Source organism: Streptomyces sp. NPDC043427, from assembly GCF_056436655.1.
The window spans coordinates 59198-84638 of the sequence record NZ_JBWKCC010000032.1; the positions used below are offsets into that span (position 1 = coordinate 59198).

At 70.5% G+C, this 25441-nt stretch carries 28 protein-coding genes and 1 pseudogene; 18 read left to right on the top strand and 11 right to left on the bottom strand.

The genetic code is table 11. The features are described from left to right. The first annotated feature begins 53 nt into the window (after positions 1-53). The 6 genes from AC067M_RS36605 to AC067M_RS36630 all read left to right on the top strand — a co-directional run bounded on the left by AC067M_RS36605 (position 54) and on the right by AC067M_RS36630 (position 4265). Positions 54-509 carry an Lrp/AsnC family transcriptional regulator gene (locus tag AC067M_RS36605; protein WP_133933125.1) on the top strand — a complete coding sequence of 152 codons (456 nt, stop codon included), beginning with the start codon at positions 54-56 and terminating at the stop codon, positions 507-509. Positions 510-591: 82 nt separating this feature from the next. After that, positions 592-1755 (top strand): aminofutalosine synthase MqnE, encoded by a 1164-nt coding sequence (mqnE, locus tag AC067M_RS36610; protein ID WP_478701396.1) that lies wholly within the window; start codon positions 592-594, stop codon positions 1753-1755. A gap of 164 nt (positions 1756-1919) precedes the next feature. After that, positions 1920-2570, top strand: a complete 651-nt coding sequence (locus tag AC067M_RS36615) for a UdgX family uracil-DNA binding protein (RefSeq protein ID WP_478701333.1) — start codon at positions 1920-1922, stop codon at positions 2568-2570. A 25-nt stretch (positions 2571-2595) separates the two neighbouring features. Then, on the top strand, positions 2596-3120 hold the full coding sequence (locus AC067M_RS36620; RefSeq protein ID WP_478701334.1) for an N-acetyltransferase family protein: 525 nt from the start codon (positions 2596-2598) through the stop codon (positions 3118-3120). Between the two features lie 86 nt (positions 3121-3206). Then, positions 3207-3518: a DUF4229 domain-containing protein gene (locus AC067M_RS36625; RefSeq protein ID WP_478701335.1), complete on the top strand. Its 312-nt coding sequence runs from the start codon at positions 3207-3209 to the stop codon at positions 3516-3518. A gap of 36 nt (positions 3519-3554) precedes the next feature. Then, positions 3555-4265, top strand: a complete 711-nt coding sequence (locus AC067M_RS36630; protein WP_478701336.1) for a TetR/AcrR family transcriptional regulator — start codon at positions 3555-3557, stop codon at positions 4263-4265. On the opposite strand, the gene AC067M_RS36635 is transcribed toward AC067M_RS36630, so the two are convergent. Further along, entirely contained in the window at positions 4250-5086 is an 837-nt protein-coding gene (locus AC067M_RS36635; RefSeq protein ID WP_478701337.1) for a MaoC family dehydratase, read from the bottom strand. The genes AC067M_RS36630 and AC067M_RS36635 overlap by 16 nt on opposite strands. Continuing rightward, positions 5086-5229 (bottom strand): annotated as a pseudogene (locus AC067M_RS36640) (3-oxoacyl-ACP reductase); the annotation flags it as partial. The gene AC067M_RS36635 and the pseudogene AC067M_RS36640, both read right to left, overlap by 1 nt. A 436-nt stretch (positions 5230-5665) precedes the next feature. Between AC067M_RS36640 and AC067M_RS36645 the strand changes: the two are divergent. Together AC067M_RS36645 and AC067M_RS36650 are read left to right on the top strand one after the other, a co-directional pair. Continuing rightward, complete coding sequence (locus AC067M_RS36645; protein WP_478701338.1) at positions 5666-7582, top strand: AMP-dependent synthetase/ligase; 1917 nt, start codon at positions 5666-5668, stop codon at positions 7580-7582. A gap of 265 nt (positions 7583-7847) precedes the next feature. Next, on the top strand, positions 7848-9074 hold the full coding sequence (locus AC067M_RS36650; RefSeq protein ID WP_478701339.1) for an outer membrane protein assembly factor BamB family protein: 1227 nt from the start codon (positions 7848-7850) through the stop codon (positions 9072-9074). A 51-nt stretch (positions 9075-9125) separates the two neighbouring features. Here the strand turns inward: AC067M_RS36650 and AC067M_RS36655 are convergent, their stop codons facing one another. The 4 genes from AC067M_RS36655 to AC067M_RS36670 form a co-directional block, all read right to left on the bottom strand. Then, complete coding sequence (locus tag AC067M_RS36655) at positions 9126-9962, bottom strand: calcium-binding protein (protein WP_478701340.1); 837 nt, start codon at positions 9960-9962, stop codon at positions 9126-9128. A 152-nt stretch (positions 9963-10114) separates the two neighbouring features. Then, positions 10115-10774, bottom strand: a complete 660-nt coding sequence (locus tag AC067M_RS36660; RefSeq protein ID WP_478701341.1) for a class I SAM-dependent DNA methyltransferase — start codon at positions 10772-10774, stop codon at positions 10115-10117. A gap of 41 nt (positions 10775-10815) precedes the next feature. Further along, positions 10816-11130 carry an AzlD domain-containing protein gene (locus tag AC067M_RS36665; RefSeq protein ID WP_478701342.1) on the bottom strand — a complete coding sequence of 105 codons (315 nt, stop codon included), beginning with the start codon at positions 11128-11130 and terminating at the stop codon, positions 10816-10818. Next, positions 11127-11807 (bottom strand): AzlC family ABC transporter permease, encoded by a 681-nt coding sequence (locus AC067M_RS36670; RefSeq protein WP_478701343.1) that lies wholly within the window; start codon positions 11805-11807, stop codon positions 11127-11129. Before AC067M_RS36670 ends, AC067M_RS36665 begins: the two co-directional genes overlap by 4 nt. Before the next feature lie 76 nt (positions 11808-11883). Here AC067M_RS36670 and AC067M_RS36675 point away from each other — a divergent pair, with 76 nt between their 5' ends. Next, positions 11884-12453 (top strand): helix-turn-helix domain-containing protein, encoded by a 570-nt coding sequence (locus AC067M_RS36675; RefSeq protein WP_478701344.1) that lies wholly within the window; start codon positions 11884-11886, stop codon positions 12451-12453. A gap of 85 nt (positions 12454-12538) precedes the next feature. Here AC067M_RS36675 and AC067M_RS36680 read toward each other — a convergent pair whose 3' ends face one another. Next, on the bottom strand, positions 12539-12742 hold the full coding sequence (locus AC067M_RS36680) for a cold-shock protein (RefSeq protein ID WP_037674453.1): 204 nt from the start codon (positions 12740-12742) through the stop codon (positions 12539-12541). A gap of 318 nt (positions 12743-13060) precedes the next feature. On the opposite strand from AC067M_RS36680, the gene AC067M_RS36685 reads away from it, so the two are divergent. The 5 genes from AC067M_RS36685 (at position 13061) to AC067M_RS36705 (ending at position 18497) form a co-directional block, all read left to right on the top strand. Next, entirely contained in the window at positions 13061-13909 is an 849-nt protein-coding gene (locus tag AC067M_RS36685; protein ID WP_478701345.1) for a menaquinone biosynthetic enzyme MqnA/MqnD family protein, read from the top strand. 102 nt (positions 13910-14011) lie between these two features. Beyond that, entirely contained in the window at positions 14012-15805 is a 1794-nt protein-coding gene (locus AC067M_RS36690) for a serine/threonine-protein kinase (RefSeq protein WP_478701346.1), read from the top strand. A gap of 3 nt (positions 15806-15808) precedes the next feature. After that, positions 15809-16558 carry a prepilin peptidase gene (locus AC067M_RS36695; RefSeq protein WP_478701347.1) on the top strand — a complete coding sequence of 250 codons (750 nt, stop codon included), beginning with the start codon at positions 15809-15811 and terminating at the stop codon, positions 16556-16558. A 123-nt stretch (positions 16559-16681) separates the two neighbouring features. After that, positions 16682-17881, top strand: a complete 1200-nt coding sequence (gene mqnC / locus AC067M_RS36700) for a cyclic dehypoxanthinyl futalosine synthase (RefSeq protein ID WP_478701348.1) — start codon at positions 16682-16684, stop codon at positions 17879-17881. 7 nt (positions 17882-17888) lie between these two features. Continuing rightward, complete coding sequence (locus AC067M_RS36705) at positions 17889-18497, top strand: hypothetical protein (RefSeq protein ID WP_478701349.1); 609 nt, start codon at positions 17889-17891, stop codon at positions 18495-18497. Positions 18498-18500: 3 nt separating this feature from the next. Here AC067M_RS36705 and AC067M_RS36710 read toward each other — a convergent pair whose 3' ends face one another. Further along, positions 18501-19547 (bottom strand): chitinase, encoded by a 1047-nt coding sequence (locus AC067M_RS36710; protein ID WP_478701350.1) that lies wholly within the window; start codon positions 19545-19547, stop codon positions 18501-18503. A gap of 257 nt (positions 19548-19804) precedes the next feature. On the opposite strand from AC067M_RS36710, the gene AC067M_RS36715 reads away from it, so the two are divergent. Both AC067M_RS36715 and AC067M_RS36720 read left to right on the top strand, forming a co-directional pair. Continuing rightward, positions 19805-20137 carry a hypothetical protein gene (locus AC067M_RS36715; RefSeq protein ID WP_478701399.1) on the top strand — a complete coding sequence of 111 codons (333 nt, stop codon included), beginning with the start codon at positions 19805-19807 and terminating at the stop codon, positions 20135-20137. 185 nt (positions 20138-20322) lie between these two features. Continuing rightward, the gene (locus AC067M_RS36720; RefSeq protein ID WP_478701351.1) at positions 20323-21036 is read left to right on the top strand and encodes a demethylmenaquinone methyltransferase; all 714 of its coding nucleotides are present in this window, start codon (positions 20323-20325) and stop codon (positions 21034-21036) included. A gap of 3 nt (positions 21037-21039) precedes the next feature. On the opposite strand, the gene AC067M_RS36725 is transcribed toward AC067M_RS36720, so the two are convergent. Both AC067M_RS36725 and AC067M_RS36730 read right to left on the bottom strand, forming a co-directional pair. Then, positions 21040-21348: a PASTA domain-containing protein gene (locus AC067M_RS36725; RefSeq protein WP_478701352.1), complete on the bottom strand. Its 309-nt coding sequence runs from the start codon at positions 21346-21348 to the stop codon at positions 21040-21042. 146 nt (positions 21349-21494) lie between these two features. Continuing rightward, the gene (locus tag AC067M_RS36730) at positions 21495-21998 is read right to left on the bottom strand and encodes a GNAT family N-acetyltransferase (RefSeq protein WP_478701353.1); all 504 of its coding nucleotides are present in this window, start codon (positions 21996-21998) and stop codon (positions 21495-21497) included. A gap of 47 nt (positions 21999-22045) precedes the next feature. Here AC067M_RS36730 and AC067M_RS36735 point away from each other — a divergent pair, with 47 nt between their 5' ends. Continuing rightward, on the top strand, positions 22046-23383 hold the full coding sequence (locus AC067M_RS36735; protein ID WP_478701354.1) for a geranylgeranyl reductase family protein: 1338 nt from the start codon (positions 22046-22048) through the stop codon (positions 23381-23383). A 133-nt stretch (positions 23384-23516) separates the two neighbouring features. Here the strand turns inward: AC067M_RS36735 and AC067M_RS36740 are convergent, their stop codons facing one another. Next, entirely contained in the window at positions 23517-24356 is an 840-nt protein-coding gene (locus tag AC067M_RS36740; protein ID WP_478701355.1) for a C40 family peptidase, read from the bottom strand. A gap of 715 nt (positions 24357-25071) precedes the next feature. Between AC067M_RS36740 and AC067M_RS36745 the strand changes: the two genes are divergently transcribed. Then, positions 25072-25431, top strand: a complete 360-nt coding sequence (locus AC067M_RS36745; protein WP_007383963.1) for an NADH-quinone oxidoreductase subunit A — start codon at positions 25072-25074, stop codon at positions 25429-25431. Positions 25432-25441 lie beyond the last annotated feature (10 nt).

The window sequence follows — 25441 nt, forward strand, 5'->3', positions numbered from 1 at the left end:
TCTCATCACCACCCCTCATCACCCAAGAACTTTCAGTGGAAGGCTTCGATCGCATGGACGCGGTGGACAGGCAGCTCATCCAGGCCCTGAGGGAGAACGGCCGGGCCTCCTACGCGGAGCTGGGGCGCCTTGTCGGCCTGTCGGGACCCAGCGTCACCGACCGCATCAACCGGCTGGAGGCGGCCGGTGTCATCACCGGCTACCGCGCCACCGTGAACGCCGCCTCGCTGGGCCTCGGCGTCATCGCCCTGATCGGCATCTCACTCTCCGACGCCGCCGACCACGAGGACGTGGCCGCCCGGCTGAAGGACCTGAGCGAGATCGAGGACTGCTGGTTCATCGCCGGCGACGACTCGTTCATGCTCAAGGTGCGGGCGACCGATGTCGACGGTCTGGAGAAGATCATTCGGCGGCTCAGCGGCACCAAGGGTGTCTCCCGGACTCGTACCACCATCGTGCTCTCCACCAAGTGGGAGAACCGGGTCGGGGAACTTCCCGAAGAGGTGTAGGCGCGAAGCGCCGTATGGGGGCGCCGCCTGCCCGAAGGGTGGGGAGTACGGTTTACGGAGTCTGTCTAGGAGAGGGATGACCATGGACGTCGGGCTCAAGCGCGAGCTGGAGGAGAAGGTCCGCTCCGGTGAGCGGCTGTCCCGCGAGGACGGCATCGCGCTGTACGAGTCGGACGACCTGGCGTGGCTCGGCGGCCTCGCGCACGAGGTGCGGACGCGGAAGAACGGCGACGTCGTCCACTTCAACGTCAACCGCCACCTCAACATGACGAACGTGTGCACGGCCTCCTGCGCCTACTGCTCGTTCCAGCGCAAGCCGGGCGAGAAGGACGCGTACACGATGCGCATCGAGGAGGCCGTCAAGCTCGCCAAGGCGATGGAGTCGGAGAACCTCACCGAGCTGCACATCGTCAACGGCCTCCACCCGAACCTCCCGTGGCGCTACTACCCGCGCTCGCTGCGGGAGCTGAAGGCCGCCCTCCCGGACGTCTCCCTGAAGGCGTTCACGGCCACGGAGATCCACCACTTCGAGACGATCTCGGGGCTCTCCGCCTCCGAGATCCTCGACGAGCTGATCGACGCGGGTCTGGAGTCGCTGACCGGCGGTGGCGCGGAGATCTTCGACTGGGAGGTCCGCCAGCACATCGTCGACCACCGCACCCACTGGGAGGACTGGTCGCGCATCCACCGGCTGGCGCACGAGAAGGGTCTGAAGACCCCGAGCACCATGCTGTACGGCCACATCGAGGAGCCCCGCCACCGCGTCGACCACGTCCTGCGCCTGCGTGAGCTCCAGGACGAGACCGGCGGCTTCCAGGTCTTCATCCCGCTGCGCTACCAGCACGACTTCGTCGACATGAAGGACGGCAAGGTACGCAACCGCCTCCAGGCCCGCACCCAGATGGCCACCGGCGCTGAGGCCCTGAAGACCTTCGCGGTCTCCCGCCTGCTCTTCGACAACGTCCCGCACGTCAAGGTCTTCTGGGTCATGCACGGCGTCCAGACCGCCCAGCTCGCCCTTCAGCACGGCGCCGACGACATGGACGGCTCGGTGGTCGAGTACAAGATCACCCACGACGCCGACAACTACGGCACCCCGAACAAGCTGACCCGCGAGGACCTGCTGGATCTCATCAGGGACGCGGGCTTCCGCCCGGTGGAGCGCAACACGCGGTACGAGATCATCAGGGAGTACGAGGGCCCGGACCCGGCGCGCCGGGAGTCCCCGCAGCCGATGCGGGTGTGACCTAGGGCCTCTCGTTCGGATCATGCCGGGCTCGCGGGGTCCGGCCTGATCCGAACGAAAGACCCCAGTGGACCGCCCCAAGGGGCGCGGGGAACTGCGCGACCAGCCCCCGCACGCCCGCGGACGACATGGGTCCGAGTCCCCACGACGGGTACTCGGCCCCCATGGCGACCACCAGAACCCCTGAGGACGCTTACACCGCCGAGCCCTTCGTCCCCGACGGCGCCGATCTTCCCGCCCTCCGCCGAGCAGCGGCGGAGTGCAGGGGCTGCCCCCTGCACCGCGACGCCACACAGACGGTCTTCGGCGCGGGAAACACGACCGCCCGCGTGATGCTCGTAGGCGAACAGCCCGGCGACCAGGAGGACCGGCAGGGCGAGCCGTTCGTCGGCCCGGCGGGGAAACTGCTCGACCGGGCGCTGGCAGAGGCCGGCATCGAACCCGGCGAGGCATACGTGACCAACGCCGTGAAGCACTTCAAGTTCACCCGGGCCGAACCCCGCAAGCGCCGCATCCACAAGGCACCCAACCTGCGTGAGATGACCGCCTGCGGTCCATGGCTCGCCGCCGAGCTGGCCGTCGTGGAGCCGGAGCTGATCGTGGTGCTCGGGGCGACGGCGGGGAAGGCGCTGCTGGGTTCGTCGTTCCGGGTCACGCAGGTGCGGGGGACGGTGCTGGAGGAGGAGATCCACGGTCGGCCGGAGCGGCTGGTGCCGACGGTGCACCCGTCGTCGGTGCTGCGGGCGGACGACCGGGAGGCGGCGTACCGGGGGCTGGTGTCGGACCTGAAAGTGGCGGCACAGGCGCTTTCGTAGCCCCCGTAAGGGATAGCATGCCCGAATGCCCCTTACCTTCACTCTGGACCCATCCGTCACCCCCGCCCTACGGGACGGCCTGCTCGACCTGTGGGTCGACGTCAGCAACGCCGACGGGGCCGTCGGATTCGTACCGCCGGTCACGCGGGAGGAGATACGCCCGGAGCTGGTGAAGCACTTCGCGGCGATGAGCGAGGGGCGGGCCCGGCTCCTCGTCGGGTACGACGAGCGGGGGCAGGTGGCCGCGACGGCGTTCCTGACCTTCAACACGCACCGGCTGATGACCCACTGGCTGTGGCTGTACACGGTGATGGTGCACCCGCGGCACCAGGGCAAGGGGCACGGCCGCGACCTGCTGGCCGCCGCCGCGGACGCGGCCCGCGCCCTCGACGGCATCGAGGCGATACGCCTCACCTGCCGGGGCGGACTCGGCCTGGAGCGCTTCTACGCCTCCTGCGGATACAAGGAGGTCGGCCGCATCCCCGGCGCGATCCGTGTCGCTCCCGACGACGACCGGGACGACGTCATCATGCTGCTGCCGCTGAGCTGAGCCTCGTACCCCCCTGCAAGATCCGAACTCCGCCGTGCTTCACTGAACGGTGCCCCTTTGTGCCAGAAACGGAAGAGTGGATTGAGATGCTCCGCTACACGCTGATGCGCCTCGGGATTTTCGTGGGCTGCTTCGTGGTCGTCTGGGGCCTCGTCTACTCCGGTGTCGTCCCGCGCGGCCTCGGCCAGTCCAACGGCATGTGGGTCATCCTGCTGTCGCTGGTGCTCTCCGCCCCGATCAGCTTCGTGGTGCTGCGCAAGGAGCGGGACCGCGCGTCGATCCAGGTCGTGCAGAAGGTGGACCGCGTCAAGGCGAACCTGGAGGCGAACCGCAGCCAGGAGGACGTGGCCGACGACAGTGCGCGCGCCCAGGGCCAGGCGCAGGGCCACGCCTCGTAGGGGTTCACCCGCCGCGGCCCCAACTAGGCTTCGCCCATGGGTGCCGTGAAGAGCAAGCGGATGCCGCGTGCCGTCCGTGAGCAGCAGATGCTGGACGCCGCCGTACGGACCTTCGGGCAGCGCGGGTACATGGCCGCCTCGATGGACGACATCGCCGAACTCGCGGGCGTGTCCAAGCCGTTGGTGTACCTGTACCTGAACTCCAAGGAAGACCTCTTCACGGCCTGCATACGGCGCGAGGCGAAGGCCCTCACCGAGGCGGTCCGGGCCGGTGTGCACCCCGAGCTGCCCGCCGACCGTCAGCTCTGGGACGGCCTGCTGGCGTTCTTCACGCACACCGCGCACCACCCGGACGCCTGGTCGGTACTGCACCTCCAGGCCCGCACCCACGGCGAGCCGTTCGCCGCCGAGGTCGCCGCGATGCGCGAGGAGATCGTCGCGTTCGTCACCCAGCTGATCGCGATCGCGGCCCGGGACGCACGCCCCCACTCTCGGCTTCGCTCGAGCGGGGAGACCCCCATCGACCCCGACCTGCAGGAGCGCGAGGTCGCCGGTCTCGCCGAGGCCCTGGTGGGCGCCGCCGAGTCGCTCGCCGCCTGGGCCAACACCACGGAGGGCGTCACGGCCCGGCAGACGGCGACGACCCTGATGAACTTCGCGTGGGCGGGCCTGGGCAGCCTCATGGCGGGGCGGCCGTGGACACCCCCGTCGGCACCGGAGCAGCCGGCCGCTCACGCCAGCGGCTGAACAATCCCGGCCACGTGCACCTTCTCCCCGCCCCTCAGCTCGAACCGCCCTCCGCCCGCCGCGTACTCCACCGTCCCCGGCAGCAGCACCGGCGCCCGGAACTCCGCCCGCACCCGGGCGGCCCGCGGGGTGCCGTGGGCGGCGAGGCAGCGGGCGACGGTCCACATGCCGTGGGCGATGGCCCGGGGGAAGCCGAAGAGGCGGGCGGTGAGCGGGTACAGGTGGATGGGATTGCGGTCGCCGGACGCGGCCCCGTAGCGCCGCCCGACGTCGGCGCCCAGCCGCCACTCGGCGAGGCGCGGAAGCCGCTTCCACTCCTTGGCCGGGACGTCGGCGGCGGCAGGCCCGTCCGTGCGGTGCCGTGCCAGATACGTGCTCCGCGACTCCCACGCCACGTCCGCCCCGGCCCGCAGCTCGGTGACGACTGCGGCCTCCGTGCCGCGCCGGTGCGGCGCCAGCCCCGCCACGTGGACGGTGAGGTCGTACGAGGCCGTCGCCGCGAGCGGGGTGTGCCGGGTGATGTCGATCGACGTGTGGACCAGGCCGAGCACCGGGAGCGGGAAGTCCCGGCCGCTCATCAGGCTCATCGCCAGCGGGAAGCCGAGGACGTGCGGATAGGTGATCGGCAGGGCGTCCTCGCCGGTGGCGAAGCCGCACACCCGCTCATAGGCGGCCAGGCGCGCGAGGTCGACGCGCACGCCGGGCAGGACGAGCGGCGCACGCGGGAAGTCGGCGTCCGGGCGAGGCTGCTTGAAGGGGGACAGGAGGGCGCCGCGGGCGAGCAGCGGGGCGAGGGCGGGGGAGCGGGTGAGGAGGGTCATCAGGCCCCCAGCAGGCTCTGCCCGCAGACCCGTACGACCTGTCCGTTGACCGCGCCCGACGCCGGATGCGCGAGCCAAGCGGTCGTCTCGGCGACGTCGACGGGCAGCCCGCCCTGCGCGAGGGAGTTCATACGGCGGCCTGCCGCCGCGAGTGAGGGATGTTCGGCCGTCCAGCGCCTCAGCGGTGCCGGTTGCGGAAGGCCGAGCCGCCGGGTCAGGAAGCGGCCGGGCGCGGTGCCGGTGAAGCTCAGATAGCGGTCGGCCATGTCGATCTCCCCAGGGCTTCGGCGCGAACACGGGCTCCGTTGCTTGCTCCGGAGTCAGGTTACCCTGGGTAAGGCTAGGTCAGGGCGGCTTGTGGTGTACGTGAGGGTCACTCACACAACCCTCGAGGTTGCACAGGCCTGGCCCCGGATCACCGCCGTATCCGCACAAACGCACCACAGCGGCGCCGTACGATCCCCTTCCTAACCGTCGGTAACTCCTTCCTGTCGCCACCGACGGTGAACGCCTCGCCACTCGGGGCACGTACGTATTTGCAGCTAGCAGTTCATCGCTGCACGCCCAGGGAGCCGCCCCGTGTCCACGCCGTACTCCACCACCGCCAGCTACGACGACGCTCCCCCCACCCTCGTCGCCCCCGAGACCCGCCGACTCGACGGAGTCGTACGCGAGGCCTCGATGCCCCCGTTCGCCCTGCCCGTCACCCACGGCTCGCTCGCCGACCTGCCCTTCGACAACGCGGCCGCCGCCCCCGACGCGGTCGTCATCAGCCGCAAGACCCAGGACGGCACCTGGGTGGACGTCACGGCCGCCGAGTTCGCCGCACAGGTGCAGGCGGTCGCCAAGGGCCTGATCGCCGAGGGCCTGGTGCCGGGCGACCGGGTCGCCGTCATGGCGCGGACACGGTACGAGTGGACGCTCCTCGACTTCGCCGCGTGGGCCGCCGGCCTGGTGACCGTCCCCGTCTACCCGACCTCCTCCGTCTTCCAGACCCGCTGGATCCTCCAGGACTCCGGCGCGGTCGCCCTCGTCACCGAGACCGTCGGCCAGGCCGCCGCGATCGGTCCCGAGCGCGACCGGCTGCCCGACCTCCAGCACATGTGGGTCATCGAGAAGGGCCATCTGGACCGACTGGAGGAGTCGGGCGCGCATCTGCCGGACCAGGAAGTCGCCGTACGGCGCGGCATGCTGGTCCCGGACACCCTCGCCACCCTCATCTACACCTCCGGCACCACCGGCCGCCCCAAGGGCTGCGTCCTCACCCACGGCAACTTCTTCGCCGAGATCGACAACGCGATCGAACTCCTCTACCCGATCTTCAAAGCGCGGTCGAACGAGGAGGTGTCGGTGCTGCTGTTCCTGCCGATGTCCCACGTGTTCGGCAGAATGGTGGCGATCGCCTGCATACGCGCGCGCGTACGGCTCGGCCACGCCCCCAGCCTGAAGGCGGAGGATCTCCTCCCCGACCTGGCCGTCTTCCGCCCGACCTGTCTCCTGGCCATCCCGTACATGCTGGAGAAGATCTTCAACACCGCCCGCGCCCGCGCCGAGTCCGGCGGCCGCCTCTCCTCCTTCGACCGCGCGGTGTCGGTCGCCCGCCGCTACGGCGAGGCGGTCGAGGCCCACAAGACGGGCACCGGCTCCGGCCCCTCCACGGCCCTGCGAGCCGCCCGCACCTTCTACGACCCCCTGGTCTACCGCCGCATCCGCAACGCCATGGGCGGCCGCGTCCGCCACGCCATCTGCGGAGGCTCGCCGCTGGGCCGCCGCCTCTCCGCGTTCTACCTCGGGGCGGGCATCGAGATCTACGAGGGCTACGGCCTGACGGAGGTGACGGGGGCATCGACGGTGACACCTCCGCTGAAACCGCGCCTGGGGACGGTGGGCTGGCCTCTTCCGGGGACCCGGGTCCGCATCGCGGCGGACGGCGAGATCCTCCTCGGCGGTGACCACGTCCTGCGCGGCTACTGGGACCCGGCGGCAGGCGGAGTCGTCCCGGCGGCCCCCGACGGCTGGCTCCCGACGGGCGACATCGGCGAACTGGACGACGAGGGCTACCTCACCATCACCGGCCGCAAGAAGGAAATGCTCATCACGGCGGGCGGCAAGAGCGTGGCCCCCGCCCCACTGGAGAACTGGCTGCGCTCCCACCCCCTGATCTCCCAGTGCATCGTCCTGGGCGACGGCCGCCCCTACGTCTCCGCGCTGATCACGCTCGACCCCGACGGCATCACCCACTGGCGCCAGATGAACGGCAAGCACCCGGTCCCGGCCGAACTCCTCATCGGCGACGAGGACCTCAACGCGGTCCTGCAACGCGCGGTGGACGAGGCCAACAAGCTGGTCTCCCGCCCCGAGTCCATCCGCCGCTTCGCCGTCCTCCCTGTCGACTTCACAGAGACCACCGGCCACCTGACCCCGTCGATGAAGCTGCGCCGCGAGGCGATCATGCGGGACTTCGCGGCGCAGGTGGAGGGGCTGTACGCGAAGTAAAGGGGTCGCGCGAGGTAAAGGGGTCGCGCGAGGGGGAGGGGCGGATCTGTGCCACCCCCCGTCCTGCCCACCTGGTCTTTCGACCTCCCCGCCCTGGCACACATCCGCCAATCCCCTGGCGTGCCGCCACTCGCCCGCTGCGCGCCCGGGCCCCCCACTGGCCGAACTCGGCCTGAAATGAACCGAGTTCACTCGCCTTGCAGGGGTAAGCGGAGGGGCGGCCGGGGTCCCGGCCGTTCCCGTTTCCGTTCCCGTGGGGGGTCGAGTGAACAGAACAGTGCGGCGTGCGTGGGTCAGAACCGTCGGTGTCCTCGTCGCGGCCGCGGCGCTGCTGACCATGGAGGTCGCTCCGTCGGAAGCCGTCACGACATCCACCGACGCGACGACGGGCTACCGAGCCAACGCGCGCAACGACAGTTACGTCCCCGGGGCCACCGCGGCCCCGCCGTTCCGCAAGCTGTGGTCACGCGACCTGGGGTCCTCCGTCTCGGCGCCGGTGGCCGTCGGCGGTCGGATCTTCGCGGTCGTCAACGGGGCGCGGGAGGACGAGGGCGACGTCCGCATGGAGCTCGTGGGGCTCAATGCCGCCACGGGCAAGGAGCTGTGGCCGCAGCGGTTCGTGACGCGTGAGCCCAGCGCCAACCTGACCTATGGGGGCGGTCTCCTCTACACGCAGACCCTCAGCGGCAAGGTGGCCGCCTGGGATCCCGTGACCGGCGAGCAGAAGTGGGCGACGAGCCTCAGCTCATCGGGCAGCAGCGTGTACCCGCCGACGTGGTACGGAGGTGTGCTCTACACCCAGGACGGGCGTGGGCAGGCCGTGGCGCTGCGCCCCTCCGACGGGCACGTCCTGTGGACGGCCCCGCTCGTCGAGTACGGCTGGGCCCCTGTCGTCGTCAACGACGTGGGGGTGTGGATCGGCTTCAACAACTACGCCTACCAGCTCCTGGACCGGACCACGGGCCGGGAACTGCGCCGCTTCGAGGTGCCCGACATCTCGGGGCCGGGCGGCAACCCGGCCGCCCTCGGCGGCGGCGCCCTGTGGCTGCGCAACAGCTTCGCCGATGACGAGAACGTCGTCGCCTACGACCAGGGGACGGGAGCCGTCCTGCGCTCCTTCCCCGCCGACGCCACCCCGGCGTTCGGCCCGGGACGCGTCTACGTCGCCCACCGCGGCGAAGTGAATGCCATCAGCACGGCCACCTACCGGACCGCGTGGACCTACAGCAGCCCGCGCCAGGCGGCCACCGTCCGTCTCGTCGCGGGCGGTCACGTGTACGTCCAGGACGGGAACGGTGAGCTGGTGGTGCTCAGGGAGCGTGACGGTGCCCGGGTGTGGTCGTACCGACTGTGGACCGAACCGCATCCGCAGGAGAACGTGATCGCCGAGGAGGACTGGCGCGGCTGGACCGTCCCTGGCATCGCGACCGCCCAGGGAAGGCTGTTCACCCCGGCGGAGGGCGGTGTGCTCATCGGGTTCGGGCGGGCCTGAGGGAGTGTGGGGGAGCGCAGCCCACCCGCGCTCCCCCACACGCACGCAGCCTCAGTCCTGGTAGACCCTGTTGGTCCCCGGCCCGCCGGACAGCGTGTCCCGGCCGGCCCCGCCGTACAGCACGTCGTTGCCACTGTTGCCGTAGAGAACGTCGTTGCCCTGTTCGCCGTACAGCTTGTCGTTGCCCTTGCCGCCGTAGAGGACGTCGTCGCCGGTGCGGCCGTGGAGGGTGTCGTTGCCGTCGTCGCCGTAGAGGGTGTTCTCGATCTCGTCGGCGGCGCCGGTCAGGGTGTCGTTGCCGGCGCCGCCGTGGCACTCGTAGCGGCAGTTGGTGAGGGTGTCGTTGCCGGGGCCGCCGAAGGAACCGAGGCCCCAGACGCCGCCGCCTCCGGCGAGGCGGTCGTTGCCGGCCTCGCCGTAGAGGACGGACGCTCCGCTGCCTCGGATGACATCGTTGCCGGCGCCGCCGTGGATCGCGGCGTACGCGGAGTTGTCGGCGGGGATGGTGGCCGTGTCGTCGCGGTCGCCGAGGTCGACGTCGTAGATGTCGGAGTCGTCGGAGCCCAGAGGGGCGGGGACGACGCACTGGGCGACGGTGTGGTCGGACGGCGAGGGGTAGGTGCACTCGCGGGTGGCGATGGTGACGTCGACGCGGTCACGGAAGGTGAGGACGTAGTCGGACTCCCACTCCGTCCTCGGCACCACCTTGGCGGACACCGTGAGGTTGTTCGTCTGGCCGGGGGCCGCCTTGTACCAGAGCTCGCCGTCGTAGTGGACGAGGGAGGCCGTGGCCGCCGGGGCGGCCTGGGCGGCGGGTGCCGCGAGGACCGCTCCGCCGAGTGTCAAGGCGAGGGCGGCGGTGGCGGCGACGGTTCGGTACGCGCTCATGGGGAGGCCCTTCGGGAAATGCGGTTTCCTGCGATCACCTGTTTGACCCTGGATCAGATGAGCCGGTTGTGCCGGAAAAGGGCGCCGCGCGCGACTTCACGCGGGCGCCCTCTCGCATTCGGCCCATTAAGGAGGAGCGTTCACTTCCGCATTTATGAAAGGGGCTTGCGGGCCGTCAGGAAGGCCTGCGGGACGCTCTCGTTCAGGGTGTCGGTGTCGTCGGGTTCGCGGACCGTCCGGTGGCGGAGCGCGAACCCGGCGGACAGCAGCAACTCCGCGATGTGTTCCGGTCGGCGGCGTTGGAAGTCGAGCGTCACCGGGTGGCCCCAGGGCTGGTCGATGTGGCGGGGCCCGTCACCCACCTGGAAGGCCAGGAGCAGGTGGCCGCCGGGCGCCAGGACGCGGTGGAACTCAGCCAGCAGAGCGGGGAGCCGGTCCACCGGAATGTGGATGGAGGAGTACCAGGACACCACGCCCGCGAGTTCGCCGTCCGGGATGTCCAGCTCCAGCATCGAGCCCTGCTCGAACCGCAGCCCCGGGTTCTCGCGCCGGGCCACGGCCAGCATCCCCTCCGAGAGGTCGAGCCCGAACACCGGCAGCCCGAGGGAGGCGAGGTGCGCCGTGATCCGTCCCGGGCCGCAGCCGAGGTCCGCCACCAGGCCCGTGTCGCCCACCAGGTCCGCGTACGCGGTGAGCAGCGCCCGCTCCAGGGGTCTTCCCGCGAGATCGCCCGGGAAGTGGGCGGCGTAGTCGTCGGCCACCGCGTCGTAGAACGTGCGGGTCGTGGTCAGGAAGTCGGGGGTCTGGGTCATGGCGGGGGAGCCTAGCCTCGGCCACTGACACGGGAGCCGGATCACGCCACCCCTGCTGCTCGCAGGAGTGCCGTCGCGGCCGCCGCGCCCAGCACCACCACCACGAACGGTGCCCGGCGCCAGGCGAGCAGGCCGCCCACGAGTACGCCGGCCGGGCGTGCCCAACCGGCGAAGCCGCCGGTCTCGGTGAGGGCGCCGGTGGCCAGCAGGGCGACCAGGAGGACGACGGCTCCCGTCGACAGCAGGTCCTGGACGCGGGGCGAGATGTCGATCCGCCCGTGCAGGACGGGGCCCACCAGGCGGAAGGCGTACGTTCCCAGTGCCAGCGCCAGGATCATGGCGACCGTCGTGCTCATGCCGGCACCTTTCGGCGGCGGTACAGGGTGGCGAGTCCGGTCAGGGCGGCAAGGACCGGCACTCCGGCGGGCGCGACCGGTGTCACCGCCAGGGCCACCGCCGCGCCGGGCAGTGCGGCCCGCCGTACCCGCGTGTCCTCGCGCAGGGCGGGCAGGACCAGGGCCACGAGTACGGCGGGGAAGGCGGCGTCCAGGCCGAAGCGGGCGGTGTCGCCCAGGGCGCTTCCGGCGAGGGCGCCGGCGAGCACCGAGACGTTCCAGGTGGCGAACAGGCCGAGCCCGGATGCCCAGAACGCGGTCCGTCGCCGTACCGGGTCGGGCTGGGCGAGGGCGAAGGCCACGGTCTCGTCGGTCACCAGGTGTGCGCCGACGAAGCGGGGTAGGGGGCTGCGGCCCAGTACGTCTGCTACGGCGAGGCTGTAGGCGGCGGTGCGGGTGTTGAGGAGCAGGCCGGTGGCGGCCGCGGCGAACGGGCCGCCCCCGGCGAGCAGTACGCCGACCGCGCTGAACTGGGCGGAGCCCGCGTACACGACCAGGGACATCACCACCGGGACCCACACGGGCAGGCCGCCGGCGACGGCGATCGCGCCGAAGGAGACGCCGACGACGCCGCTCGCGAGGCAGACGAGCGCGACATCACGGATCAGGTCTGGGTCTGTTCGCTGTACCGAACGCATGTTTTCTACAATGGACAGCAGATGGCCCGTTCGTCAAGGCGAACGATCGTGCTCGTGTAGCGAACGGAGTGCACTCGTGTCCGATGCGACGCCCCCCTCCCGCCTCCCCCTCGACTGGATCGCCGCCTCCCTGCGCCGCGAGCGCACGCGCGCCGGGCTGTCGCTGTCCGAGCTGGCGAAACGGGCGGGGATCGCGAAGTCCACGCTGTCGCAGTTGGAGGCGGCGAGCGGTAATCCGAGCATGGAGACGATCTGGGCGCTGGGGGTGGCGCTGGGGGTGCCGTTCAGCGCGCTGGTGGAGCCGCCGACGGCCGCGGTGCGGGTGATCCGGGCGGGGAAGGGGCCCACGGTCGCCTCCGAGCAGGCCAACTTCGTGGCGACGCTGCTGTCCGCCAGTCCGCCGGGGGCCCGGCGCGATATCTACCACCTGCGGGCGGAACCCGGCGCGGCCCGAGAATCGGAGCCGCACATTCCGGGCACGGTGGAGCATCTGGTCGTGAGCGCGGGGCGGGTGAAGGCGGGGCCGGTCGGGGAGACCGTGGAACTGGATCCCGGGGACTACCTGACCTACCGGGGAGATGTGCCGCACTCGTACGAGGCGCTGGTGCCGGGGACGACGTTCGTGTTGGTCATGCAGCATGTGTGAGCGGCTGTGCGGGGCGGGCGGGGAAAGGGCAGGAGCCCCGTCGCCGGGTGGCGCGGGGCTCCTTGGGTACTGCGGTGCGGCGCGATCAGATGGGAGTGACGTTCTCCGCCTGCGGGCCCTTCGGACCCTGGGTGACGTCGAAGCTCACCGACTGGTTCTCCTCGAGGGAGCGGAAGCCGGCGGCGTTGATCGCGGAGTAGTGAACGAAGACGTCGGGGCCGCCGCCTTCTTGGGCGATGAAGCCAAAGCCCTTTTCGGCGTTGAACCACTTCACGGTTCCGGTAGCCATAAGCCCTCCTTGGGCCCAAAGGGTTGCCCTGCTCCAGAACCCTGCAAGCGTGAAAGCAAGTGCCGCACAACTGCATACGTCTGAAAACGACGAGAGCCCGCGGTTACATGCTCCGCAGGCTCTGTACTGCAAGGGAAACCAAACTGCAACTTGCGGCGAGCCTAGCACGCAGGCAGCCGAAAGCAATAGAGGCCAAGATCACTTCACCCGGATGTTTGAAACCATGTGGGTGAGGTTGACCCAACCCGGCGACACGAGGCCGAAACCCGGGCCCACCCTGGAGGGGGCACCGTACCCCACGAGGGCTAGCCTCCCGATGTGGACAATTCTCGCACCCGGCCGCGCGTCGGCCACATTCAGTTCCTGAACTGCCTGCCCCTGTACTGGGGGCTCGCGAGAACGGGCACGCTGCTCGACTTCGAGCTGACGAAGGACACCCCGGAGAAGCTCAGCGAGCGGCTGGTGCGCGGAGACCTCGACATCGGGCCCATCACCCTCGTCGAGTTCCTCAGGAACGCGGACGACCTGGTCGCCTTCCCCGACATCGCCGTGGGGTGCGACGGACCGGTCATGTCCTGCGTGATCGTCTCGCAGGCCCCGCTGGACCGGCTCGACGGCGCCCGGGTCGCCCTCGGTTCGACCTCGCGCACCTCCGTCCGCCTCGCCCAGCTGCTGCTGGCGGAACGCTTCGGCGTGCAGCCCGACTACTACACGTGCCCGCCGGACCTCAGCCTGATGATGCAGGAGGCGGAGGCCGCCGTACTCATCGGAGACGCGGCACTGCGGGCCAACCTGCTCGACGGGCCGCGCTACGGACTCGAGGTGCACGACCTCGGCGCGCTGTGGAAGGAGTGGACCGGGCTCCCCTTCGTCTTCGCGGTGTGGGCGGCGCGGCGGGACTACCTGGAGCGCGAACCGGCCATCACCCGCCAGGTCCACGAGGCCTTCCTCGCCTCCCGCAACCTCTCACTGGAGGAGGTCGGCAAGGTCGCCGAGCAGGCGGCCCGCTGGGAGGCCTTCGACGAGGACGTCCTGGAGCGCTACTTCACCACCCTCGACTTCCGCTTCGGCGGCCCCCAACTCGCCGCCGTCGCCGAGTTCGCCCGCCGCGTCGGCCCGACCACCGGCTTCCCCGCGGACGTGAAGGTGGATCTGCTCCAGAGGTAGGGGAACTGTTCCGGCGGCGCGGGGATCTGCTCCAGTAGTGGGGGCATGACGACCTCACCGCACTAATCTGCTGAGGAGTCCTACGGGGGAGAGGTGGACGCCATGCAGCCGCTCGGAGCCGACGAGCCCACCGTCATAGGGCCCTACCGACTGCTCGGCCGGATCGGCTCCGGTGGCATGGGCCGGGTCTACCTGGGCCGCAGCACCGGCGGCCGGACGGTTGCCGTCAAGATCGTGCACCCGCACTTCGCGCTCGACGAGGAGTTCCGTGCCCGCTTCCGCCGCGAGGTCGAGGCGGCCCGGCGGGTGGGCGGCGCCTGGACCGCACCGGTCCTGGACGCCGACCCCGACGCGACGGTGCCCTGGGTCGCCACCGCGTACGCGGCGGGCCCGTCGCTCGCCGGCGCCGTCGCGGACGGCGGGCCCCTGCCCGAGCACACCGTACGGGTCCTGGGCGCGGGCCTCGCCGAGGCGTTGACGGCGGTGCACGAACTGGGGCTGGTGCACCGGGACGTGAAGCCGTCCAACGTCCTGCTCACCGTGGACGGTCCGCTGCTCATCGACTTCGGCATCGCCCGCGCCACCGACGGCACGGCCTCCCTGACCTCGACCGGCGTCTCGATCGGTTCCCCCGGCTACATGGCCCCCGAGCAGATCCTCGGCAAGGGCGCGACGGGCGCGGCCGACGTCTTCTCCCTCGGAGCGGTCCTGGCCTATGCGGCGACCGGCGAGCAGCCCTTCCCCGGGGACTCCTCGGCCGCGCTGCTCTACAAGGTCGTCCACGAGGAGCCGTCGCTCGGGGAGTTGGGCGGTGAGCTGCGTGAGGTGGTCCAGGCGTGCTTGTCGAAGGACCCGACCGCCCGGCCGACGCCTCGGGAGGTGGCCCGACGGCTCGCTCCGGACGGTGCGGCCCGGCTGGTGGCGGCGGGATGGCTGCCGGGGGCGCTGGTGGAGCGGGTCGGGCGGAGTGCCGTACAGCTGCTGAACCTGGAGGCGGCGGGCGTGGCCGGGGCGGCGCCGGTGGTGTCGGGGCCGGTGGAGTTCAGCAGTCCTTCTGTGGGTGGGGTGTCGGGGGTTGGTGAGGCGGCTGGTTCTTCGGCGGTCGTCGGTGAGTTCGGGCCGCCTCCTGTGATGGAGCCCGTGCGGCCGCCCGTGGACGCCTTGCCCTTCGTACCGGAACCGCGTGACGCGCCGCCGCAGGACGTCGCCGTTCCGTCGTCCGGGCAGGGCCCCGGCAGGCTGTCCGTGTCCGTCGCGGCGACCTCGACGCCGGGGGACGGCGGGCGGGGGCGACGGCTGAGCTGCACCGTGGCCCTCGCGGTGGCGGGAGCGCTGGCGGCGGTGACGGTGGGGTCGGTGTTCGTGTTCGACCTGCTGCCGGGCGGCGGCCGGGACAGCGACACCTCGGCGGGCGGCGATCACTCCGCGACGCCGACCTCCGCGCCGGCGGCCTCACCCACGCCCGCCCCGAGCCAGAGCGGCCGGCCCAGTGACACGGCCTCACAAAGCGACCAGCCCAGTGACACGGCCCCACAAGTCGTCGGTGTTCCCGGTCGCTACCTCGGTACCTGGGAGGGACAGGGCACCGGGCTCGACGGCAGCGTGCCCATGGGTACGTTCCGGGTCACCGTGAAGCAGGCGGAGGCGGGGGAGGAGCTGGGCACGGTCCGCAACACCGATCCGCTCGGGACCATGGTCTGTGTCGACGTCCTCACCCTGAAGGAGGTGACAGACCAGCAGATCGTCGCCAAGTCCGTAGGTGCCGACTCGAATCCGGCCACCTGCGTGAAGAGCGAACACACCGTCACCCTCACCCCCGCCGGCGACGACCTCACGTACAAGTCGGACAGCGATGGTTCCGGCCGCCCGGTGGCCCGGCTGACGAAGGTCAGGTAGCGCATGATCGACCAGCTGCTGATCCTCGTGGCCGCGGTATGGGGCGCGGCGGCGGGGGCGCTGCTGCCGAGGGCCGTGTACCGGTTCGCGGTGCCGGACGAGGAGCCGTGGCGGGAGGCCTGTCCGCAGGGGCATCCGATCGGCGGGCGGGTCCGGGGGTGGGTCGGGCGGACGCAGTGCGAGGCGTGCGCGGGTGGCGCGGGAGTCACGTACGGGCCCCGTGCGCTGCCGCTCGCCACGGTCACCACCCTTCTCTGCGCCGTCCTCGCCGCCGCCACCGGTACCCGCCCAGAGCTCGGCGTCTGGCTGTTGCTGGCGCCCGTCGGGGTGTTGCTGGCGGCCGTCGACCTGCGGGTGCGGCGGCTGCCCAACCCGCTCACGCTGCCGCTCGCGGCCGGCGCGCTCGCGCTGCTGGGCCTGGCCGCGCTGGCGCCCGAGCACGCCGGTGACTGGACGACGGCCCTGCTGGGCTCCCTCGCTCTCGGTGTCGGCTACCTCGTGCTGCACCTCATCAACCCCGGCGGCATGGGCCTCGGCGATGTGAAACTCGCGCTCGGGGCGGGTGCCGTCCTGGGTTGGTACGGCTGGCCGACGGTGATGCTGGGCACGTTCGCCGGCTTCCTGCTGGGGGCGTTGTACGGCGGTGTCCTGGTCCTGGCGCGGCGCGCGGACCGCAAGACGGCGATCCCGTTCGGGCCGTTCCTGATCGTGGGGGCGTTCCTGGGGCTGCTCATCGGCGCGTACACGGCCTGAAGTGCTGGCGGGAAAGCGGCTGACGTAGGCTGGTTCGGTCCGCCCACCCGTCTCCCACCACCACCCTTGCCCGAGCGCTTCGCGCGCCCCCCTTATCAACCCTTGACGAAAGGGACGCCCCCGGTGACCGAGAAGGCCGACCTCCAGTCTGTGCTCGACCGTGCCGCGGACGGCGGGCGGATCACACCAGAGGAGGCGCTCGACCTCTATCGCGACGCGCCCCTGCACGCGCTGGGCGCCGCCGCCGACGCCGTACGCCGCCGTCGGTACGCCGGCACCGAGCACATCGCGACGTACATCATCGAGCGCAACATCAACTACACGAACGTGTGTGTCACGGCGTGCAAGTTCTGCGCCTTCTACGCGGCGCCGAAGGACACGGCCAAGGGCTGGACCCGCGACCTCGACGACATCCTGCGCCGGTGCGCGGAGACCGTGGAGCTGGGTGGCACCCAGATCATGTTCCAGGGCGGGCACCACCCGGACTACGGCGTGGAGTACTACGAGGAGCACTTCTCCGCCATCAAGAAGGCGTTCCCGCAGCTCGTCATCCACAGCCTGGGGGCGAGCGAGGTCGAGCACATGGCCCGCATCTCGAAGGTGTCGGTCGAGGAGGCGATCCAGCGCATCCACGCGGCCGGTCTCGACTCGTTCGCGGGTGCCGGCGCGGAGCTGCTGCCCGCGCGGCCGCGCAAGGCGATCGCCCCGCTGAAGGAGAGCGGCGAGCGCTGGCTGGAGATCATGGAGGCCGCGCACCGGCTGGGTGTGGAGTCCACCTCCACCATGCTGATGGGCACCGGCGAGACCAACGCCGAGCGCATCGAGCACCTGCGGATGATCCGTGACGTCCAGGACCGCACCGGTGGCTTCCGGGCGTTCATCCCGTACACCTACCAGCCCGAGAACAACCACCTGAAGGGCCGCACCCAGGCCACCCTCTTCGAGTACCTGCGGATGATTGCCATCGCGCGGCTGTTCATGGACAACATCGCGCACATCCAGGGCTCCTGGCTGACCACGGGCAAGGAGATCGGCCAGCTGTCGCTGCACTACGGCGCGGACGACCTCGGCTCGATCATGCTGGAGGAGAACGTCGTCTCCTCCGCCGGCGCCAAGCACCGCTCCAACCGCCTGGAGATCATCGACCTGATCCGCAAGGCGGGGCGCGTCCCGGCCCAGCGGACCACGACGTACGAGCACATCGTCGTCCACGACGATCCGGCGAACGACCCGGTCGACGAGCGGGTCATGTCCCACATCTCGTCCACCGCGATCGACGGCGGGACCGCCCACCCCGAGCTGAAGCTGCTCGCCTCCAACTGACCCGTACGTGCTGACCATTCACGCCGACTCCAGGGGCCGGGCACTCGTCGTCGAGGGCGCGTGGATCGCCGCGGCCGGCCCGCTGGACGAGCTCCTCGCCGACCGTCCGCGGGCCCGGGTGCGCCAGTGGCCCGGCATCCTCACGCCGGGACTCATCAACCTCTACGGCACCGAGCTGCTGGAGGAGGCGTACCACCCCGATCCGCGCGAGGCCGACGAGCTCGGCACCGAGCCGCTGTTCGGGGACGCCCTCGCGATGCTGACCATGGACGACGCCCGCTGGGGCGCGAGCGCCCGGCGCGGGGTGCAGCGCATGCTGGCGCACGGAACGGTCACCGCGGCCTGCGAGGAGATGCGCAACCGCGCGGTGCGGGACGCCGTGCGCCGGACGGGAATCGGCGTCATGGGCCGGATCGGACGGCCCGCCGGGGTGCCCTCGCTCGACCCGTACGCCTGCGATCAGCCGGTGGAGTTCGCCCGGCCCAGGGAGCGGAACTCCGCCGCACGGTTCGCCTTCTTCGACGTACCCGACGAGGCGGCGCTCGCCGAACGGGGGGCCGCGGGGACGTGCGTGGCGACCATCGTGGAGGGGCGGATCGTCTACCGGCGGCGGTGAGGCCTACCCTGTGAACGCCTGCGCGAAGGCCCCCGAACTCTGTTTCACCCCGCTGCAGTTGGTGGCCGCGTCGTCCTGATCGGCGTCCTCGGCCTCACACTGCTGGTCGCGGAACGTGGACCACATGGACACCCACGCGACCTCCTTCTCCTCGGCGAACGTCCGTACCTGCGCCGCGTCCGCGAGGGTGAACGTCTCGTTGGCCACGTCCTGGACACCGATCATCGAGGTGAGCGCCATGCCCCGCCAGGCACCCGCGTCGGACAGGCCGAAGACCTTCTTGAGCTGGGCCTGGGTGGCCGTGGCCGAGGTGACGGCGTAGTCGCCCATGTCGTCGTCGTAGGACTCGCCGTAGTTCATCGTCATGATGTTGACCGTGGAGACCTGCACGTCGTGCTCGTTGGCGGACTCCAGCAGGGCCAGGCTGTCGGCGTCGAGCCCGGACGGCATCACCGGCAGGGTGAAGGAGACCTCCAGGTCGGGGCGTTCCTTCTGGAGCGCGGCGATCGCCTCGGAGCGCAGGTCGACCGAGTCGGAGTCGGTCAGCTCGTCGCCCTCGATGTCGAAGTCGGCCTGGGTGGAGCCGGCCGCGTCCAGGGCGGCGCCGTACGCCGCCGCGAGCTTCGAGGCGCTGTCGCAGGTCGCCGCGAGTTCCTTGCCGGAGGCTCCGCCGAAGGACACACGGACCGTGCCGCCGGTTTTCGTCAGTGCCGAGATCCGGGACTTGACCGTCGAGTCGCCGACGGCGTGCGTGCCGTTCCACTTCGGCGTGCAGCCGCTGCGGCCCGAGATCACGAAGGCCAGGTTGTACGTCGTGGGGGAGCCGGCCGGGTCGTTGTCGGAGGCCTCGGTGGCGCTGACGTACGGGGCGTAGGCGGTGGTGGTGGGGGCAGCAGTGGCGGGCGCGGTGCTTTGCGACGGTGACGCGGGGGTCTGTCTCGACGGTGCTGGATTCGCGTTCGTGCTGCCCTCGGAGCCCGCGGAGCATCCCGCCGAGGCCAAGGCGAACAGACAGGTCAGCCCGGCCATCGGCGTCCGGAAACTCCTCATTGCGCATGCACCCGCTCTCGTCAAAAGGGACATTCAACGCTCTCATGGCGAGGGGCTGTTGCGGACGAGTTCCGGAGATCCCTCAGAAAAGAGACAGGTTAAGTCTTTTCTCGTGGGTCTCTCACAAGGAATCCAGAGTTTGGGCCACATAAAGCGTCCCTGACATCCGGGGAATGCAATCCGAGCCTGCCATCGAAAGCCGCGCAGATGTGCGCGGTCGCCGTCGCAAACGCGGCAACGAGTCAGCCGAAGGACCCGTGTTCGTTGACACCTCCGGACGCCGCTCCAAGCTGCTGCGCCGGATCGGCCTCCTCCTCGGCGTCGCCTGCCTCGGGTACGCGGTCGTCCTCGGCGCGGCCTTCAACGGGCTGGGGCACCTCCCTGACTCCCTCCTCGCTGCTGCCGTTCGGCGGGGGAGGCCCTGGTGGGCAGGGCGCCCGAGTGGTCGGAGCGGCCAGGGGTACGGCGGTTTCCGCCCGGACGGCGGCCAGGGCGAACAGGCCGTCCGCCCCAGCGGCATTCCGTCCGCCCCGCCTTCGGGAGCCCCCACCTCCAGCCCGTCCGCGTCCGCCTCCGCGGCCGCCAACTGACCGGAACGCAGCATGACGACGACTTCCTCCCGCGGCCGCCGCCGCGCGGGTGGTTGATGTTCGCCGTCGGCTGGCTCCTGATCGCGGGCTTCGTGCTGCTCTGCGGCTGGGTCGAGGACGTGGCGGCGCGCAAGAAGCCGAGGCTGCTGCCGTGACGCCGTACCCCCTGCTGCCACAATGGATCCGTGACCCGCGCATCCCTGGACAAGCAGCCGCACGAAGTCGCTTCGATGTTCGACAACGTGGCGGAACGGTACGACCTGACCAACGACGTGCTGTCGCTCGGCCAGGACCGCCGATGGCGCAAGGAGGTCGCCAAGGCGGTCGACGCCCGCCCCGCGCAGAAGGTCCTGGACCTCGCCGCCGGTACGGCGACGTCCTCCCTGCCCTTCGCCCGCACCGGCGCCTACGTCGTCCCCTGCGACTTCTCGATCGGCATGCTCCGGGTCGGCAAGCAGCGGCACTCCTGGCTGCCGTTCACGGCGGGCGACGCGACGCGGTTGCCCTTCAAGGACGACACCTTCGACGCCGTCACCATCTCCTTCGGGCTGCGCAACGTGCAGGACACGGATGCCGCGCTGCGGGAGATGTACCGGGTGACCCGGCCGGGTGGACGGGTCGTGATCTGCGAGTTCTCGCACCCGACCTGGGCGCCCTTCCGGACCGTCTACACCGAGTACCTGATGCGCGCCCTGCCCCCGGTCGCCCGCGCTGTCTCCTCCAACCCGGACGCCTACGTCTACCTGGCCGAGTCCATCCGCGCCTGGCCCGACCAGCCCGCCCTCGCCGAGCGGCTCCGCAAGGCCGGCTGGTCGAGGGTGGCCTGGCGGAACCTGACGGGCGGGGTGGTGGCCCTGCACCGGGGCTTCAAGGTGGACCCCGGCCTCAAGAACGGCTGACGCTCACTTGTCGATCATCTCGTAGGCGTCTCCCCGCTCGTCGAGCTCGCGTCGCATGCCGCCCCCGCTCGGGTTCGGAATGCGCGGCTCGCGCACGCCCCCGCCGCCCTCACCTCCCCCCAGCTCGAACCAGACGGTGACGACGGCACCGCGCGGTATCTCGACGCCGGGCGGCGGGTACTGCCGTACGACGTAGTCGACGACGGTGTGAGGGAAGTCCGGCCGGTCGGGCGCGGCGAGGAGCACTCCGTGTGCCAGCGCCGTCTCGCGCGCGTCCACGGCCATCAGACCGACCAGCTTCGGCACTCGCACTTCGGGTGTTTTGGGTGTTACGTGCACAGATGTCACCCCCAGCGGTACGGGCAGGGTAACCGCCCGAGGGTGTCACCGGGAAGCCTCAAGTGGCTTCCTGTAGCCGTCGACTACTCACCGTATGCGTACTGGATCCCGTACCTCCGCTACAGGGCGAGCCGATAGCAGTGCCCCTGCTGCTTGCGTGGCGTGGTGAAGACCTCGGCGAGCCGCATGCCCAGCCGACGGGTGACGGCGATGGACCGCTCGTTGCGGGCGTCGACCATGGCCACCACGCTCGGCACGCCCGCCGCGCGCACCCGGTCCAGCGTCATCCGCGCGGCGGCGGTGACGTACCCCTTGCCCCAGTGCTCCCGGCCGAGCCGCCAGCCGATCTCGATCTCACCCGTCGGCCCCCACTGACGCTCCCAGGGCTGGGCGCCGGTGAAGCCGATGACCTGCCCGGACTCGTCGAGCACGGTCCACAGGCAGTAGCCGCGCTCGGCGTCGTGCCGGCGCTGGCGGGCGGTCAGCTCCTCGTAGACGAACAGCTCCGCGGCCCTGCCGCCGTGGAACTCCATGACGTCCGGGTGGGCGAAGGCCCGGTGCCAGGCGACCGCGTCCTCGTCGGTGGGGACACGCAGCCGTACTACGGGGAGAGCTCGGTTCACGGGGCAGCCCTTCAGCCGGGTGATCAATTCTGCTGAATAGACTGCCCATGTCCAGTGCCGGTCGGCACGCAGATTTCGAACCTTGGGGAGATCCCGCCGTGACCGAGCCCCTCTCCGAAAACACCGCCGATGTGATCGTCGTCGGCGCGGGGCCAGCCGGCTCCACGACCGCGTACCACCTCGCCCGGGCCGGACTCGACGTCCTCCTGCTGGAGAAGACCGAGTTCCCGCGCGAGAAGGTGTGCGGCGACGGTCTCACCCCGCGCGCGGTCAAGCAACTCGTCGCCATGGGCGTCGACATCTCGGAGGAGGCCGGCTGGCTGCGCAACAAGGGCCTGCGCATCATCGGCGGCGGCGTCCGCCTCCAGCTGGACTGGCCGGATCTCGCCTCTTTCCCCGACTACGGCCTCGTCCGCAAGCGGGACGACTTCGACGAGCAGCTCGCCCGCCAGGCCCAGAAGGCCGGGGCGCGGTTGTACGAGCGCTGCAACGTCGGTGCCCCGATCCGCGACGACCGCACCGGCCGCATCACCGGCGTCCACGCCAAGCTCGGCGAGGACAAGCGCGAAGTCACCTTCCACGCCCCGCTGGTGGTCGCCGCCGACGGCAACTCGACCCGGCTGTCCCTGGCGATGGGCCTGCACCGCCGCGAGGACCGCCCGATGGGCGTCGCCGTCCGCACCTACTTCACCAGCCCGCGGCACGAGGACGACTACCTGGAGTCCTGGCTGGAACTCTGGGACCGCCGGGGCCCGGGCGAGGACCGCCTGCTGCCCGGCTACGGCTGGATCTTCGGCATGGGCGACGGCACGTCGAACGTCGGCCTGGGCGTCCTCAACACCTCGGCCTCCTTCAAGGAACTGGACTGGCGCGAGGTCCTGAAGGCCTGGTGCGCGTCGATGCCGGAGGACTGGGGCTACACCCCCGACAACATGACGGGGCCGATCCGCGGCGCCGCCCTCCCGATGGCCTTCAACCGCCAACCCCACTACACCAAGGGCCTGCTGCTGGTCGGCGACGCCGGCGGCCTGGTGAACCCCTTCAACGGTGAGGGCATCGCCTACGCCATGGAGTCCGGTCAGATCGCCGCCGAGGTCATCGTCCAGGCCCATGCCCGATCCACCCCGGCCCAGCGCGAGACGGCGCTCCAGCACTACCCGCGCATCCTCAAGGACACCTACGGCGGTTACTACACGCTGGGCCGCGCCTTCGTGAAGCTCATCGGCAACCCGAGGGTCATGAAGATCGCCGCCCAGCGCGGTCTGACCCACCCGATGCTGATGAAGTTCACCCTCAAGCTCCTGGCCAACCTCACCGACCCCACCGGCGGCGATGCCATGGACCGCATCATCAACGGCCTGAGCAAGGTGGCCCCCAAGGCGTGACCCTGGAGGGCGCGGCCCTGGTGGGGGCCGCGCCCGAGGTGTGTCCCCCAGGGGACGACTGAAGGACCGCGGCCCCCGAGCGGCTGCGGTCCTTCACTTCGTACGGCGTTTGTACGGCGGATGCCGGTGCGGCTCAGAGCACGCGCACCGCGCCCGACGCCGGGTAGCCCGACAGGTCCTGTATGACGACGCCCTTGGAGGGGTTCGCCGCGTCCAGGTACTGGCCGTTACCGATGTACACACCCACGTGGTACGCGGAGCCCTTGCCGCCCCAGTACAGGATGTCGCCGACCTGGATGCTGGACAGGGGGATGTCCGTGCCCTGCATCGACTGGTCCTGCGAGACACGCGGCAGGTCGACGCCGACCTGCCGGAAGGCGGCCTGGACCAGGCTGGAGCAGTCCCACGCGTTGGGGCCGGTGGCGCCCATGACGTAGGCGTCGCCCACCTGAGCCTTCAAGAACGCGATCACCGTCCCGACGCTGCCGCTGGCGGGAGCGGAGACGCCTGTCGAGGTGGACGCGGACGCGGAGGCGGACAGAGTGGTCCGCTCCGACGAACGGGATGCAGCGGCCTCGGCGGCGGCCCTGCGGGCCTCCTCAGCCTTCTTCTTGGCCTCAGCCTTCTTCTTGGCCTCGGCGAGGTCCTTCTTGGCCTCCTTGGCCGCCGCGGAGGCGGCCGCGTCACGCTCGGCCTGCAGCTCGTAGTTCGCGGCGGCCTGCTGCGTGGCGGCCGCGGACTGGGCCACCTGAGCGGCCACGTCGCCCGTCAGGGTGGGCAGTTCGAGTGTCTGCGTCACCGGCTCGGCCGCGTTCGCCGCACCGGACGCCCCGGCCACTGCCAGGGTGCTGAGGACACCACCGGCAACTCCGGCGCGCATCGCGATGGTCGACGCGCTGCGGCGGGGTTTCCGGTGGCTGCGTATGTGAGCGGTGTGGGACATGGGTACAACCGGTATCAGGGGCTCCTCCATACCTTCAAGAAACGTGTGCTGCGCCACATTTGTTCAACGGGAGCCCTGAACACCCGTCGCCAGTTTCTTTATTGACGCCATAACGGGCATTGCGGGCGCAGGTGATCAAGCCTGTGATCATGGGCTTTCGTCGTTACGCCCTAATTGCCCCCCGCTTACCACTTGTTGGGGTCGGTGGCCAAGCCCGGTTCTCAGGGCCCCCTTATGGGTGTGGTGCAGGTCACGGAACGGTTACCGGAATGGAGGCGTCCTGTGCGCGACAGGTGGCCGACTCCGCTCGTGAACGCGTGCACGCGTCCACATCTCGCCGCGCAGCTCCCTCTGAGGTGTGAACGCGTGCCTCTATCAGGGTGTCGCACCCAGCGCCAATTTGCATGCAAGGGAACCCTCTTGATATAGAGACGCCCTTCGCGACCTGCGCCGATGAATGAAAATGTCACCTCTGGTGATCACTCGGACGCTTCTTGTGCGAAGATCGCCGCTCATCCCCCTTCATGATCCTTCGTCAGGTGGTGGAGATCACAAAGCTTGTCCAATACCCCGTGTCGCAGATCACAGAGCGGCGGGCATAGGATGCGAGGCAGTTGGGCTTGTGACCTGCTTCACATGTTCGCGATCTTCGCCGGGGACGAGCGGGGCTCGTGCGACAGGTGGGGCGGAAGTGGGCCCGACGCAACCGCCAGCAGTCAGTGCCGACTGAGAGGAGCGAGGAGCGGTGAACGCGTATGCGCCCATCCTCGTACTGGGAGCCCTCGGGGCAGGCTTTGCGATCTTCTCCGTGGTCATGGCCACGTTGATCGGACCAAAGCGGTACAACCGGGCCAAGCTCGAGGCCTACGAGTGCGGTATCGAGCCGACCCCCACGCCGGCCGGCGGCGGGCGCTTCCCCATTAAGTACTACCTGACGGCGATGCTCTTCATCGTCTTCGACATCGAGATCGTCTTCCTCTACCCGTGGGCCGTCACCTTCGACGCCCTGGGTGTTTTCGGGCTCGTGGAGATGCTGCTCTTCGTGCTCACCGTCTTCGTCGCGTACGCGTACGTATGGCGGCGCGGCGGCCTGGAATGGGACTGAGGGGCCATAG

Coding starts and splice junctions, on each gene's coding strand:
- AC067M_RS36605 (WP_133933125.1), top strand. CDS start 54: ATGGACGCGGTGGACAGGCAGCTCATCCAGGCCCTGAGGGAGAACGGC.
- mqnE (WP_478701396.1), top strand. CDS start 592: ATGGACGTCGGGCTCAAGCGCGAGCTGGAGGAGAAGGTCCGCTCCGGT.
- AC067M_RS36615 (WP_478701333.1), top strand. CDS start 1,920: ATGGCGACCACCAGAACCCCTGAGGACGCTTACACCGCCGAGCCCTTC.
- AC067M_RS36620 (WP_478701334.1), top strand. CDS start 2,596: ATGCCCCTTACCTTCACTCTGGACCCATCCGTCACCCCCGCCCTACGG.
- AC067M_RS36625 (WP_478701335.1), top strand. CDS start 3,207: ATGCTCCGCTACACGCTGATGCGCCTCGGGATTTTCGTGGGCTGCTTC.
- AC067M_RS36630 (WP_478701336.1), top strand. CDS start 3,555: ATGGGTGCCGTGAAGAGCAAGCGGATGCCGCGTGCCGTCCGTGAGCAG.
- AC067M_RS36635 (WP_478701337.1), bottom strand. CDS start 5,086: ATGACCCTCCTCACCCGCTCCCCCGCCCTCGCCCCGCTGCTCGCCCGC.
- AC067M_RS36655 (WP_478701340.1), bottom strand. CDS start 9,962: ATGAGCGCGTACCGAACCGTCGCCGCCACCGCCGCCCTCGCCTTGACA.
- AC067M_RS36660 (WP_478701341.1), bottom strand. CDS start 10,774: ATGACCCAGACCCCCGACTTCCTGACCACGACCCGCACGTTCTACGAC.
- AC067M_RS36665 (WP_478701342.1), bottom strand. CDS start 11,130: ATGAGCACGACGGTCGCCATGATCCTGGCGCTGGCACTGGGAACGTAC.
- AC067M_RS36670 (WP_478701343.1), bottom strand. CDS start 11,807: ATGCGTTCGGTACAGCGAACAGACCCAGACCTGATCCGTGATGTCGCG.
- AC067M_RS36680 (WP_037674453.1), bottom strand. CDS start 12,742: ATGGCTACCGGAACCGTGAAGTGGTTCAACGCCGAAAAGGGCTTTGGC.
- AC067M_RS36690 (WP_478701346.1), top strand. CDS start 14,012: ATGCAGCCGCTCGGAGCCGACGAGCCCACCGTCATAGGGCCCTACCGA.
- AC067M_RS36695 (WP_478701347.1), top strand. CDS start 15,809: ATGATCGACCAGCTGCTGATCCTCGTGGCCGCGGTATGGGGCGCGGCG.
- AC067M_RS36710 (WP_478701350.1), bottom strand. CDS start 19,547: ATGAGGAGTTTCCGGACGCCGATGGCCGGGCTGACCTGTCTGTTCGCC.
- AC067M_RS36735 (WP_478701354.1), top strand. CDS start 22,046: ATGTCCAGTGCCGGTCGGCACGCAGATTTCGAACCTTGGGGAGATCCC.
- AC067M_RS36740 (WP_478701355.1), bottom strand. CDS start 24,356: ATGGAGGAGCCCCTGATACCGGTTGTACCCATGTCCCACACCGCTCAC.